Source organism: Enterobacter sp. 03-F-07-AD-ECC (assembly GCF_047530935.1).
Taxonomy (GTDB): domain Bacteria; phylum Pseudomonadota; class Gammaproteobacteria; order Enterobacterales; family Enterobacteriaceae; genus Enterobacter; species Enterobacter cloacae.
The window spans coordinates 1-12,748 of the sequence record NZ_JBLKBZ010000042.1 but is presented as its reverse complement, the minus strand read 5'-3'; the positions used below and the strand labels follow the sequence as shown (position 1 = coordinate 12,748).

General features: G+C 48.8%; 13 protein-coding genes. 2 read left to right on the top strand and 11 right to left on the bottom strand.

Features of this window, described 5'->3' with window-relative positions:
• Positions 1-103: 103 nt before the first annotated feature.
• From ACMWKA_RS25085 to ACMWKA_RS25035, 11 genes are all read right to left on the bottom strand, one after another.
• Positions 104-412, bottom strand: a complete 309-nt coding sequence (locus ACMWKA_RS25085; RefSeq protein WP_001224686.1) for a hypothetical protein — start codon at positions 410-412, stop codon at positions 104-106.
• A 548-nt stretch (positions 413-960) separates the two neighbouring features.
• Positions 961-1,386 carry a hypothetical protein gene (locus tag ACMWKA_RS25080; protein ID WP_000278471.1) on the bottom strand — a complete coding sequence of 142 codons (426 nt, stop codon included), beginning with the start codon at positions 1,384-1,386 and terminating at the stop codon, positions 961-963.
• Positions 1,387-1,638: 252 nt separating this feature from the next.
• A complete protein-coding gene (locus ACMWKA_RS25075) occupies positions 1,639-2,454 on the bottom strand; it encodes an HNH endonuclease signature motif containing protein (RefSeq protein WP_001641519.1) in 816 nt (271 codons plus the stop codon).
• Positions 2,455-2,466: 12 nt separating this feature from the next.
• A complete protein-coding gene (locus tag ACMWKA_RS25070; RefSeq protein ID WP_000985909.1) occupies positions 2,467-2,877 on the bottom strand; it encodes a hypothetical protein in 411 nt (136 codons plus the stop codon).
• Positions 2,878-2,977: 100 nt separating this feature from the next.
• Positions 2,978-3,184, bottom strand: a complete 207-nt coding sequence (locus ACMWKA_RS25065; protein ID WP_000134171.1) for a hypothetical protein — start codon at positions 3,182-3,184, stop codon at positions 2,978-2,980.
• Between the two features lie 60 nt (positions 3,185-3,244).
• Positions 3,245-4,570: a type II toxin-antitoxin system HipA family toxin gene (locus ACMWKA_RS25060; RefSeq protein WP_000088044.1), complete on the bottom strand. Its 1,326-nt coding sequence runs from the start codon at positions 4,568-4,570 to the stop codon at positions 3,245-3,247.
• A 4-nt stretch (positions 4,571-4,574) separates the two neighbouring features.
• Positions 4,575-4,868: a helix-turn-helix transcriptional regulator gene (locus tag ACMWKA_RS25055; RefSeq protein ID WP_012477377.1), complete on the bottom strand. Its 294-nt coding sequence runs from the start codon at positions 4,866-4,868 to the stop codon at positions 4,575-4,577.
• Positions 4,869-5,268: 400 nt separating this feature from the next.
• The gene (locus ACMWKA_RS25050; protein ID WP_000083579.1) at positions 5,269-6,657 is read right to left on the bottom strand and encodes a hypothetical protein; all 1,389 of its coding nucleotides are present in this window, start codon (positions 6,655-6,657) and stop codon (positions 5,269-5,271) included.
• 4 nt (positions 6,658-6,661) lie between these two features.
• Positions 6,662-7,159 carry a membrane protein gene (locus ACMWKA_RS25045; RefSeq protein ID WP_000340139.1) on the bottom strand — a complete coding sequence of 166 codons (498 nt, stop codon included), beginning with the start codon at positions 7,157-7,159 and terminating at the stop codon, positions 6,662-6,664.
• A gap of 202 nt (positions 7,160-7,361) precedes the next feature.
• Positions 7,362-8,018, bottom strand: a complete 657-nt coding sequence (locus ACMWKA_RS25040; protein ID WP_000462754.1) for a trypsin-like serine protease — start codon at positions 8,016-8,018, stop codon at positions 7,362-7,364.
• Positions 8,019-8,676: 658 nt separating this feature from the next.
• A complete protein-coding gene (locus ACMWKA_RS25035; protein ID WP_000341066.1) occupies positions 8,677-9,069 on the bottom strand; it encodes a hypothetical protein in 393 nt (130 codons plus the stop codon).
• A 920-nt stretch (positions 9,070-9,989) separates the two neighbouring features.
• On the opposite strand from ACMWKA_RS25035, the gene ACMWKA_RS25030 reads away from it, so the two are divergent.
• Positions 9,990-10,976, top strand: coding sequence for a hypothetical protein (locus ACMWKA_RS25030; RefSeq protein WP_000211823.1), 987 nt, complete (start codon positions 9,990-9,992; stop codon positions 10,974-10,976).
• A complete protein-coding gene (locus ACMWKA_RS25025; RefSeq protein ID WP_031942310.1) occupies positions 10,973-12,733 on the top strand; it encodes an ATP-dependent helicase in 1,761 nt (586 codons plus the stop codon). The genes ACMWKA_RS25030 and ACMWKA_RS25025 overlap by 4 nt, the downstream gene beginning before the upstream one ends.
• Positions 12,734-12,748: the final 15 nt, after the last annotated feature.

Sequence of the window (12,748 nt, the reverse complement as noted above, 5' to 3'; positions counted from 1 at the left end):
GTCACGCTGAAAATGCCGGCCTTTGAATGGGTTCATGTGCAGCTCCATCAGCAAAAGGGGATGATAAGTTTATCACCACCGACTATTTGCAACAGTGCCCACCTCAGTACCCCATTGCTCGTTCCTGGCGGGACAGCCGTTCATCAGCAGCCTGAAGACGCTCATCACGCCGCCGTGCTGCCAGAACCCGTCGTTCTGAAAAAGACATAGCCGCTACGTTTGGTACGCTGAGCTTACCGTCACCGGCACAAACGTCACAGCGAACATCAAATGCTCCGGCAAAATACTTTTCACGCATTTCTGGCTCCCACTCAGCCATTTCTGATTGGGTGAATCCATTTTCAAAGGCCGGGTTTTCCATGGTCCCGTGGCCTTCGCACTGGTGACAGATTATGTACTTAAATTTGCGCATGTAACGCTCCTGTATATGATGGATGAACCACTCTCGTTCAGGGTTATGGCGAAATGTTTATCGCCGCAGCGAGAGATTCAGTCTTGCTATCAATATTCCTGAAGGTTGTCCGCCTGATTTCAGGGAAAGCATTCATTCACTGGCCGGTTCTACCTTATTATTCATACAGATTAAAGTAGTTGTGCCTACTACTGCGGTCACCTTCCTTGACAAAGTAAGCAAAGTTTGAAAAATTTAACACCGACGAAAGGCCATACCTTCGTTAGTGTGCGAAAGCCGCTTGCGAGCGACGGAATAGGTGAAAGCTTTAGTCAGGGTTAATTACCCTGTCTGCGGTGATGGGATGGCTCAGGCGTATATCATCACTCCTTCCAAAGTCCGTACACACTCTTTCAGCCTTTGCAGAAATGCAGGGGCTGTTTCATATCAGACAAGCGCAATGAAATTTTCAAATGCTTTCCAGAAATTCAAAGGCCTTAAGCTTTATCTGTATCTTACGGTCCCCGCACGGAAAGTAACTTTCCTGAACAGGAACCGCCTTGCCAGCCTTAACTTTCTAAACGGTTAAAGTTACACCAGGCTGTAAATGGTGAAACAGTTTTTGAAGCCCATGAAACACCGCTGTCGGAAAGATAACTAGCCCCAAGACGTCTAACTTCTTTTTGATGTAGAGCTAATTCTTTCGGATCGGCAATATCTTCCACCACGCTCATCATGGCAATCTGAACTCCGGGAGATGCCATTTTATAAGCTGTCGAGCTTGCAACTGAATTTTTCAGGATTGCCAATCTTTCTTTTTCTGGTCGCCCGTTGTCAGACGTATTCGCGTACGTTGTACCCGCAACTAACAATGGAAGACTGGCGTTGGCACAGAACTGCATAACGCGTTTTTGCTGGAGCTGTAATTCAGTGGCTGCAAATGCTTTACTGCATCCGAGGATCCCGATAATCATCACTAATGCTGTTTTATACATAAAATTGAAACCGTCCTTATTGAACTTTAAATGTTGCGGTTAACACTGTGTGGAGATGTATGGACTGGATAATACCCACATGCCTGCGCCTGCCAGTATACCGGCTCAGGTATTAAACCTAAGAGATCTGGTGCACCGGATTTTACCTTTTCATTTCGGTTTTATCTTGAGCCTGGCTCTTGAGTTTAAATTTAAAGGTATGGCGCATGCAGGTTTCACTGACGGGTTTTCACACATCCCGGCTGTAACCCATCATTGTTCATGAGCCAGGCCCTGGTATCCTGCCCAGCGTACGGCCAGCCGCTCTAAGTCCAGATCGTACACCAGCGGTGTGATTTTACGGCCTTCAAACAGCTCGCCCAGCTCAATGCCTGGCTTAAAATGAACGGTCAGGGTGGCCGGATCTATGCCCATAAGATCGGCATCAAACAGAGCATGCATTGTTGGAGTCATCAGGATGCCATTAGACGGATTGTACCGGGTTCCATGTTCAATGTGTGCCGCATCCAGGACACCGCCATTAACCCAACCGGTTACCGCACAACGGCCCGCGAAATTCTCGATGAGCAGAGCTTTAAATTTACCCTGTGCCACGCCACTACGTTGCGTCACTACGCGCTCGCAGTGCTCACCCTGGATATCTACGTCAGGTTTCCGCTTTGGTTCGCTGGTGGCCGTCTCAGCTTGTTTTAGGGTGGAACGTGGATAGGCCAGGTTATATGCTGCGCCTGTGGTCATTTGCTCGATGACCGCAGGTGCATAACCTTCTGCTTCCAGCTTACGATATGCAGCCCGGTAGTCTCTTTGGGTTTTCAGCGGGTATATCTTTCCGCCTTTACCATCGAAAGCGATAAACCAGAAATCGTCCGTGCCAGTTTCCAGATTTCTGCAACGTTTCAGATGCCATCCGCCTTCTCTCGCCCAGATGGTACGGTTATTTCTGGCATTCGTTTTGTCATAACCGTTCTCGTCAAGCCAGCTATCAAAGCTGGTCAGCCCCAGATCCTGAACCTCCAGAGAAGGCACTCGAATGACCTGCAAGGTATGGCGGGGTCTTGGCTCTCTCATCTTGATCTCTTCCTAGCGCTGGTCTGGGAAATACGGATATTGCGGGCCATATTCATAGTCATGCGGGCCTGGCTCAACTTCCCAGAATGGACGGCCGCTAATTGTCTTTGGACCGCGCTCGTTTACGATGTCTTCTACATCCTGAATATTAAATGGCATCGTTGCCAGTAACAGCTGATCTTCGGGTGTCAGCGTCACAGTTGCACCGTCGATACGGCTGTAAAGGTCGGCAAACTGTTTACCTGCACCGTGCAACCGGTGCTCCGCTACACTTCTGATTGCGTGTAAGTCCAGCTCCGCCGCTTCCATGCGATCCACGTATAGTTTCATTTCTTTACGCAAAGCGCTCAGCTCACGGGCTTTAATAAACCCGCAGGCGTACCCACCCAGGGCGATAACTGCAATGATTGCTAAAATTGCCATTTTTTTCTCTCACGTGATTGCGGCCGTTACTCTAGTCTTAATGTGAAGTCTGGGAATTCGCTGGATGTTAAGTACGTTTTCATCCCCAGACTGACAGATGCTAAGGCGCGATCCCAACACTCCATTTGTAAGTATCAGGCCCATCTTCTCCGCTGGTGGCATCTGCTACAATCTGTGCATAACGTTCTCCAGCAAGTTCTCTTACCATCTGATCCACGACCCATTGCAGATGATGCATTTCATCGGTTCCGCCGTAACGACAAGCCAACTCAATAGCCCGCTCTATTCTTTTTTGTTCTTCAGTCATACTGAATCCTCACGCTTACATCAGCTATTCTGAAAACATGCACACTATAAATTGCGGCTGTCATTTCTCAGCCAGGCGCCTGCATTGCTGCCTCATTCCATCAAAAATACTTTCCGCAAGCTGCTGGGGGAACTGGTCCGGAAGAAGCCCGCTAACACGTTCAATGACACCCGGGGTTCTGGCGATGATTTCCTCTATCATCGCCTCTGTCTGCTGTTTACTCAGGCCGGTTATCTCACCATGCCTGATCCAGTGGCGTCGTTGTATTCGATATATCTGGTAATAGTTGCTACTGCCACGTACGGCCATCGCCAGTTTGCACTTCTGCCAGGATATCTGATTGTTCCCATGACCGATCACCGGCCATGCCGACAACACATCATAGAGTGGTGTAAGGTGATAACGTCCCTGTGGCCCAATAGAAATACTGAAATTTTTAGCGTGGCCATCTGTTGCGGCCATCATCCAGAAAACTATCTGCGTCATAAAAAACTGCGCTTTGTCACGCTCAGCACGGTCTGAATTACTCAGAACTTCCATAATTTCCGATATACCTGGCCCGCCGTCCGCCTGATATTTTCGTAATGGCGAAATGCCCAGGGCCTGACACATATCCTCCTGGGGTAAACGAATGATCCATTGTCCGTTTCCTGACCATTTTCGGTCAAAACGTTCTACCACCAGCGCTTTCTGATCTTCAAAGTGAGCAATCTGCGTTCTTGCCACGGGGAGCCCGTACTGTTCGAGAAGTACCGAGCAGAGCCATTCATTTTCAACCGACGAGCGCATGTCGGCTTTCATGTTCCCCACAAGTCCGAGCGGTAGCTTGAATATATGCGTCGTTGGTGTATTACCCTCCGGCATACACCACCGATCTTCATGCCACAGTAGGGCTGTTTTCTCCTGAGCACCGGCAATAGATAAACGTAAGTCGTCGTTATCTTCTGGCCTGCCCGGTAGCAATGTCTCCGTGGTATTACGCAAAGTTGCCGCAATTTCTGATTCAGTAAGCGGGTGATACTTCACGGAATATAAATCTGTGGGTTCATCTCCGTCATGAAGCAGCTGTATCGCGCCCACGCAGTCTTTTCCCAGCTCCGTCAGAAGATCAAAAGGCTCCAGGCTATCGGCCTTGTAACGCATTGCCAGACGTCTGCGTATGCCTTCGCTGTCCGGGAGTAAATTATCAAAATAGTCACGTACCACATTTCCACGCCAGACCTGGTTCCCGGGAGTAAAAGGAAGGGACAATGACAGCGGCCTTCCCTGTTCGTCTGCACTCCAGTCAGGAAGGTATTGTAAGCTGTCTACCCCTTTACTTTTTTCCCAGTATCCGACTTTGATTCCGTTCATCCAGATTGCCAGACGCTGCTGTTTCCGGCTCATATCGTTACCATTTCTCCTGTCGTGCAGGTGAGTTTGATTTAAGCATTTCTTCCGTCTGCTTCCCCTCTGAAGAGGCGGTTGTCGAGGAGAAGCTGATTTTTACGCCCAGGATAGAAAACACCTTGAATAGCCGTTCAATGCTCGCACTGGCAGGGTTGGCTTCCAGACGTGAGTATGTCTGTTGAGTGACCCCTAACCTTTCGGACAGGTCTTTTTGCGTCAGGCCATTCGCCTTGCGAAAACCAATGAGCAAGGGACGCAACTGGTTGAGCGTGTTTAACGGGTAATCATTATTGATCATAAGCTGGCCTCAGTAGTTCCTCTGATACACCTTGTACGCTGTTTTCTAAACATACACCCTAAAAGCTGTAATATCAAATTAACAGCCTAAAAGCTGTTAAATAGAGAGTACAACCTTTAGGCTGTTACTAAGTGGCAGCATAAATCTTTATGAGGTTTGATATGAGAGAACTATCAATAATAAGCCGTTACGCTCGTACAGCATCCGGTAAGAGAGCTGACAGATCAGGATCATCGGTAAACGAGAAGCGGAGTATCTTATGGCCCTGTTGTGAGCTGTATAAATAACTACGAGCTACTCTCTGCCTCGGGGAGGAGGCAGAGAGAGTATTAAAAGCAAAGGCAGACATTTTTAGCAGCTGGTGGGCTATGGGGTTCCGGAGGTGCTCCGGTGAATGTTACTTGACTGGCAAGTTTCCTGCTCTGATGGTCAATGCCTCGATGCTGTCTATATTGTTCTGAAGCCGTTCCAGTTCTGCCTTTTCAATACCGGCCCAAAGCTTTAAGTGTCGCTGATAAAGGGACCACTTGAGTGAGTGAAAACCATTCCAGGCCAACCCCATCCAGGAGGCGTAATTCGCATTGAGAATATTGCCGGTGATATACATTTTACCTGCGTTAACAGCACTGGAAGTTCCATAACCCAGGGCAAGCATCATCCGGAAGCGTGGATTTAGCCGCAACGGCATGGTATCCAGTAAGGTCTCCCCAAAAGCTCCTTTTCCCAGCGATACCTGTTTCGCCACATAGAAAACCCGCATCAAAACTTCCATTATGCTCATCGGAATACTTGTCACGATAAACTGACGAAAGTCATACCCGTTGACATACATGTACTCTATTTGTTTGCCGAAGTTAGAACTCCCCACAGGGATCCCCTCAAGCATACGAAGTAGCCCCATAAAAGGAGCCGGTAACCCCATGCCACGGTTTCCTTTTGCTGAGGGGGCATTAACATCCGATGCCAGGTGTCCAAACATTCTGGCGATGAGCCTGAAAATATTGGTTTCGTCTGTAACGCCTTTACTGGAAGGATAAACCACGATCTGTCCATTCTGAACCACCGTACAGGTCCCGTTCAGCATATCCTTTATACCGAAAATAATGCCCAGTACGGGATCGTGTGACAAAGCTCTTAAGCGGTGATTTGTGGGAGACAAAACGCCACCGGCCGCACCCACTAAATCGCTGCTGATCGAACTGTCTGGTGCCCCTATAGGGAACAAATCTGAGAGTTTTGTACTCAGGTCCTCCGGCAAAATGGCATTGAAGGCTTTCTGCACCTGTTTATTGAAAATACCATCCACTTCTGCCGTAAAGCTCACCGTAGGTTTTGGCGGGGCTCTGACGCAAAGTAAATCCAGCATGGATGCTATGAGCCCGCATCCGCAGGCAATAGCATAATCCCAGGCGTCGAGTGCGTAGCGATCATTAAATTCTTTAATATGATTCTGGATCCGGGCATCTACAACAGCCAAGTCATCCGTGGAGAGTATTGTGGCCAGTCCAATATCACCGCATACACGCTGGTTAGCCTCGCTATATATAGTCTTGAGACCAGTAGAATGCATGGCAGTATCTGAAGGGGTCATTTCTCGCAGATGATGTTCTTTAAGCGCCAGATGCTCCGCTTCATCAAGTTCAGTGCCGCTGATTAGCCCGGTCAACTGTGCCTTAAGGCTCTCTATATCACTGTTAATTGTCTCGTGAGCGTTCGCGATATCCTGACCACGGAGCTGAATATAACGGATGGCCCTGAACTCATCATCATAAGGAGACTGACTCATGTGTTTACCTCACCGCGACCAGGCTACCTTTTGGAGCTTTCTTAGTAAGCATGTCGATTGTTGCCTTGATGCCAGCAATTTCTGCCTTAAAATATTCCGCATTCGACATCAACCTTTCCTGAACTTCGTAGAGCTTTTGGATGGCCTGACTAAGGGCGGCTGTCAGTTTCGCATTTTTTTTGTGTTTCACTATCGCGTACCCGCCAATCCCTAACACAGCTACAGGTGCGGCCAATACCGCAATGCCTGCAACCATACCGCCACCGACGATAGACCCTGCTGTAGCGAGCCCGGAGGTTATGCCTGCTGCTGACACTCCCGTTGTACCAAGCGTATAGAGAGCACCGAAGGAAGCCGCTGCGCCTACGCCTGACCCCGCCAAAGCTGCTGCGCCCTCAGTAATACCCGGGAACTTATTTTCAAGCGCCTGAAGAGCACTTGTAACTTCATCCATTGCCTTCTTGCGAATTTTTTCGAGCTCTTCAGTTTCGGTAGCGTCCATTACAGGCCTCGTATTCATAACTTGCTGTGTGATAGGTGAAAAAGAGCACCATAAAAGTGATGAAGAAATCATGACTTACTATTGTGGCACTTTCGAGTTCATGTTTGTCAGTTTCAATGCTGTTGCTGTTAGTAAGGGCAGACGCCATATCGGGCAGACCCAAAATAACTATCGTGCCAGCGTCATTTTGGAACTGACTTTGCTAAAAATCAGTAGCGGACTGAACAGACATGTGTGGATTTGAATCTGGGCAGGTTCCAGACATTATTCCAACCAGACTTCCAATGACAAAATGCTCGTCATTCTCGGAGACGACATAGGGTCCACCAGAGCAACCATCGGTGTTGAAATGTGCTATTACAAAGCGAGTTGTGAGATGTTGGGGAGAATGATTTGAGCAATTTAAAGGCCAAATGCCTGAAACTTCACCAGGGAATGTCGAAATTGTTGTCTCATTCATTGGATATCCGACACCCAATGTACCCATGCCAGCTGCGGGAGCCAGGACCTTAAAGTAACTACTTACAGGCTGTTGTATTCCAGCTGGTAATACGATTTCTGCACTGTCAACAAACGGAATGCCGTCTTTAAAGTCTGCCCTGTCATTAGCCTCATTGAGAATGAAATCGACTAGAACAGGCTCTTCGTTCACCAGTCCTTGATGGTTAAGAAATTTGACGTAAAGTTTAAGTGTATTGCTGACGGGATAAATTTTTCCAAGAGCATTGGTAACAACATGGGCTGCGGTGAGAATCTTTTGCTGCTGACCATTATCGAAACCAAACGCAGTTGCTTCGAGATGGCTACTAAAATGAGGATCATTGCTTACATAGATTTTACAAACGTAGTTTTCAAACATTATTTCCTCCTTTTGCCGGTACCTAATCAGTTACACGGCTGCATGTTATAAACAACTAAACTCGCTTCCTGATATTTGAGTTTGTATGTTTTGCCAGGCACCAGCTCACCTCTGAAACACGGTTAGTCTCCTCCATGACATGGTTATGGCGATGGTCAGAAACTGTTATCGACGAAAGGCTGGAATTCCTTTAATGGCATTATCCATTTCAAGTCGTATGTCCTGAACGGGAGCGTATATTTTTATGATTCCAGATCTTAACCCTGAAACATTCCCCGTATCAAAACTGACCCGTTACAGATAAGTCACCACCGGTGCTGTCGATTAATTTAGTGAATTGCATGTCCTCATCCCATAAAGGGTAGGGCCTACCCCCGGCATCGAGCAAACCTGACCACCCTGCCCTTATTAAGACCCCACATGCGGCAATGGTGCCCTGTCCACGCCGCCCGCGAACTTTGAGGAAATGGGGAGAAAATAAAAAGAAAACAAAAAGTTATCGGCTGAAGTACCGGCGCAGATCGGGAATCAGGCGAAGCCTGACAGCACGTTAGGGCCTGGCAGGGGGCTTGAGGGATGAGGACATGCAATTGTGATAACCTTCCCGCCACGGGGTCGGTTAAATTCGTATCCTGCCGGTGCAATTCCAACGGCCGCGTTACCAGTTCGCCGGGTAGCATGGCCAGCAAAGCCAGGCATCGAGCACCCGGGTTTCACTGACGGCCGCTGCATAGACGCCGGTATCCGGGAAGAAATAAACCGGGGTGGCGTTGTTCAGCTGGTCGCCTTCATCGGCCAGAGCGCCGATCACCTCATGAGGCTTAAGCAGCATATCCGTTAAATATTCATCCGGGTGGATGGCATTCAGCGATATGGCCATCTCCAGAAATTCATCCAGGGTATGGCGGGTACGATACCCCCGGAAAACCTCGTATGAAGGCGTGACGCATTCACCATCCAGGGAACAGGCATCGTAACCGGCCAGCTGCTCTTCGGTGAGTCCGGAGGCATGCTTTGCCACAAGATTCGTAAATTGCTCTTTATCGTCCATCACAATCCTTACGCTGTAGGGGCCTGTTTGTGTTATCACTGCTTCCGGTTTTTACTTCGCACAACCCGGCAGGTATCCGGTCGCCCGGGCGTCCTTTGCGGTCTTGTTCGCCCTTCGCCTGAATTACGTCAAATCCCTTTCACTACCCGGCCGCAGGGTGACACCTCCCCTTTTCTCCGGAAGCGAAAGAGGAAGAACAGTTTAACAGCCCGGATCCTCAATAATTTTCGCGTAACGGACTAAATAACCGGTTTATGCAGCTTCTGATAACCACAGACCGCGATAGAATAAAACGTCTGGTGAGGAACCGGAGTGTTATGTAAGCGGGGGGTTTAACTGGGTATCTGTGTAGTCCTATTTAGCCAGATATCCCGAATAAAAACCTCAACGATTAGGTAAACGAAATGGATGGATTCTGGTCGATGTTCTGTTTGTTTGTCGTGGTAGTTTCACTGCATAAAGCCCTTTCTGTAGCAGCAGCACGAGCAGACGCAGCAAAATTAAATATGCTTCTCAGAATGAGAAAGTTTAAAAAGTAGCTTTCAAGACATCTGAGAATTCTTTTAAATCCTCAGAGGAAGTTATATGTTTAGGCTATTTGCAAACTAAGGTTGGAATTCCATCATTCTAGCCTTAGATCTTTGATCAAGTGAAGTTGCTCACTTGGTTGGATTTTACCGTTTCCTGACGGCTTTTCAGAAGCGAGGGCTGGTTGGAATGCCTTCCAGCTAGAAGTCTTGCAGATGCTCTCCGGGCATTAACTCATTGTCGAATCTGCACCAGTATCACTAGGTTGTTGAGCGGGCGATTAGCTTTTTCACTGAGCCGCTGTACACTCGACTGCTTCAAGAAGCACTACTTACCATTTGCCTGCCGTAAGGTCTGTTCTTAGCTGGATTTTTTTGGGAGGATACGCAGTCATGACAACTCAATCCAGCTCAATACAATACGCTTACGCGCTAGACGGCGAGGGCACCCTCACGCACATTGGCGCTGCCCTGCGCTCACATACTTACACCTGCCCAGGTTGTAAGAGCCCCCTGACCCCGGTAATGGGCGAGTTCAACGCTAAGCACTTTCGCCATTCGGAAGAATGCTGTGCCCTTGAAACCTATCTTCACAAGTGCGGCAAAGAAGCATTCTTCTATCGCTACCAACAAGCTCTCAGCCGTGAAATGCCTATTAGCCTTGAGCTGGAGCGCCGGGTTGCCTGTAATGGTTCTCGTTTAGCCTTGGTTAGAGACGAAGCACGTCAGTGCGTAAAATCCGTGCCTGCACGCTACAACTTGACTCAATTTTTCGATCAGGCAGAGCTGGAAAAACACGATAAGGTCACAGGGCTGCGACCAGACGTGATGTTGTATGATACGACTGGCGAAAGGCGTTGCTACGTAGAGATTTGTGTCACACACCCCTGCTCTCAAGACAAGATCGAAGCCGGTATCCCGATTCTTGAGTTTAAGGTCCAATCTGCCTCTGATATTCAGATGTTGCTTACCGGGGCCTACTCGATCAAGGAGAAGATCCTGAGAGTATTCAACTGGCTTCCCCCGTTTCAATCTGTGGACACCTGTAGCGGCGTCTGCTCAGTAGGTAACGTGGATATGTCTGTCTGGAGTTTAAGTGGTTCCGGCCGACTCAACGAACAAACGATGCCGCTCGCTGAAGTGGATTTAACAATCAATTCTGACGTGAACACATGGCCTAGATCGTTAGGGGCCGCTGAGCTGGCTGATAACTTACGAGCTTTTATCCGTCACGCCGATCCTCATTCACTATTTCCCAACTGCATTATGTGCGAGCAAGCAGGCCGATGGGAGGATGGCTATCTGCAATGTCACAGTAAGGCAAAGATCGTTCCCTACACCGAGGCCCGTCAGTGCGCCAATTACAAGGTTAAGGCATGACCAAAAGACTGACTTGGGAGCAGAAAAGTATTGTCAGCCATGACACCGGACATGCGTTGGTAAAAGCCGTACCTGGTAGCGGGAAAACAACCACACTTGTAAAGCGCGTTGAGCGGCTGGTCAAGACGGGAACTGATCCTCGCTCCATTCTGATCCTGATGTACAACAAGTCGGCGCAGGTGAGCTTCACGGAGAACTTGAAGACGGCACTGATGTCGAGCGTGATTCCAGAAATCCGCACGTTCCACAGCTTGGCCTTAAAGATTGTTGGTTACGGAGAACGCCAACAGATAATCAAGAAGAAAGACCTCATTACTCCAAGCGACTACCGCTATGAGCAACTGGTAAAGCAAGCCTACCGCTATGGCTTTGACCATGAGGCGAATTATATTGACCCCAATGAAATTGAAAACTTCGAGCTGTTTATTGCTCGCTGCCGGGCGGCGGCCGTAACTCCTGTTGATGCTGCCAATGATCCAACGTTCAGCAACATCAAACGGGAGTTTATTCACGCCTATGGCCGCTATTGTGAGCTGCTGGAGGAAAACAGTCTGCGAACCTTTGATGACTGTTTGATTGAGGCTGTCGCACTGTTGCGTAATGACAGCAGCCTTGGTGCCCACTTCAAGCACATCATTGTTGATGAATATCAGGACGTTAACCTGATACAGCATGACATGACCCGCTTGCTATCTAAGTCGGATACGTCGGTTATGGCTGTTGGTGATGTTAACCAGTGTATTTATGAGTGGCGTGGTGCTCGACCAGACTTTATCGGCGGACTGTTTGAAAGGCACTACCCGAATACGAAGGTGTTTCAACTGTCATGCACGTTCAGATTTGGCCATGAGCTTTCCTTGATGGCTAACTCGGTAATTCGGCGCAACTCTACAAAGCTGACCAAGCTTTGTGTCAGTCATCCTAGCACCCCCAAAACAGAGGTCAGATTGCACTTTGATAACTGCCTATCCAAGGTGCTATCAAACCTCTCGGTGAGCAGTGGAACACAAGCCATATTGTCCCGCACTAAGGCGAACCTTGCTGAGGCGGAAATTGCTTTACGCCTGTGTGGGCTACCTTATCGCTACCTCAATGGTTCAAGCGCATTACACACCCGCACCGAAATCGGGATACTGGTAGTTGGCGTCTTGCTGTCTGTGTACGGCGATCTGCGGCTACTGGAAAACCATCCCAACAAACAAGCGATTGTTTACGGCTTTCTGAAGGAGGCTGGTTTTAGATGGCAGAAAGGGCAATTCAAAGCGGCGCTCAGTGGATTGATGGCTCCGCACGCCGACCTATGGTCTGCTCTAGGTCAGTTATTCGAGGGCGCACAATACCAAAAAGATCGGCTGGGCAGGCTCGCCACTATCTGCCAGAAAGACGGAGAGGAAACGCCTGCTATCGATGTGTTACGACGCCTGAGTATGGAGGGTTTCATTGATAGTGTTGGCTCTGAGGGTGTAACTCGCACTGGATCGAACGACCAGCAACGAGGGGTCGTGAGGATCGGGGAGCTACTTGACTCCAGTAAGATCGATTCCCGCACGTTTTTAAACCTTATCTTGAATCCAGGCGAGGCTGCTACTGACTGCGATCCCTTCATCCTTTCCACACTGCATGGTTCCAAGGGGCTGGAGTGGGATAACGTAATACTGATCGGGGTCGTCTCAGAAAACGGAATCTATGGTCACTCCCGTTTTTGCAACACCGATTTTGACGACAAGTTGGCTTGCTTGAATCTATCCGGCGTCTGAATGGGATTTTATTCC

Coding starts and splice junctions, on each gene's coding strand:
- ACMWKA_RS25085 (WP_001224686.1), bottom strand. CDS start 412: ATGCGCAAATTTAAGTACATAATCTGTCACCAGTGCGAAGGCCACGGG.
- ACMWKA_RS25080 (WP_000278471.1), bottom strand. CDS start 1,386: ATGTATAAAACAGCATTAGTGATGATTATCGGGATCCTCGGATGCAGT.
- ACMWKA_RS25075 (WP_001641519.1), bottom strand. CDS start 2,454: ATGAGAGAGCCAAGACCCCGCCATACCTTGCAGGTCATTCGAGTGCCT.
- ACMWKA_RS25070 (WP_000985909.1), bottom strand. CDS start 2,877: ATGGCAATTTTAGCAATCATTGCAGTTATCGCCCTGGGTGGGTACGCC.
- ACMWKA_RS25065 (WP_000134171.1), bottom strand. CDS start 3,184: ATGACTGAAGAACAAAAAAGAATAGAGCGGGCTATTGAGTTGGCTTGT.
- ACMWKA_RS25060 (WP_000088044.1), bottom strand. CDS start 4,570: ATGAGCCGGAAACAGCAGCGTCTGGCAATCTGGATGAACGGAATCAAA.
- ACMWKA_RS25050 (WP_000083579.1), bottom strand. CDS start 6,657: ATGAGTCAGTCTCCTTATGATGATGAGTTCAGGGCCATCCGTTATATT.
- ACMWKA_RS25045 (WP_000340139.1), bottom strand. CDS start 7,159: ATGGACGCTACCGAAACTGAAGAGCTCGAAAAAATTCGCAAGAAGGCA.
- ACMWKA_RS25040 (WP_000462754.1), bottom strand. CDS start 8,018: ATGTTTGAAAACTACGTTTGTAAAATCTATGTAAGCAATGATCCTCAT.
- ACMWKA_RS25035 (WP_000341066.1), bottom strand. CDS start 9,069: ATGGACGATAAAGAGCAATTTACGAATCTTGTGGCAAAGCATGCCTCC.
- ACMWKA_RS25030 (WP_000211823.1), top strand. CDS start 9,990: ATGACAACTCAATCCAGCTCAATACAATACGCTTACGCGCTAGACGGC.
- ACMWKA_RS25025 (WP_031942310.1), top strand. CDS start 10,973: ATGACCAAAAGACTGACTTGGGAGCAGAAAAGTATTGTCAGCCATGAC.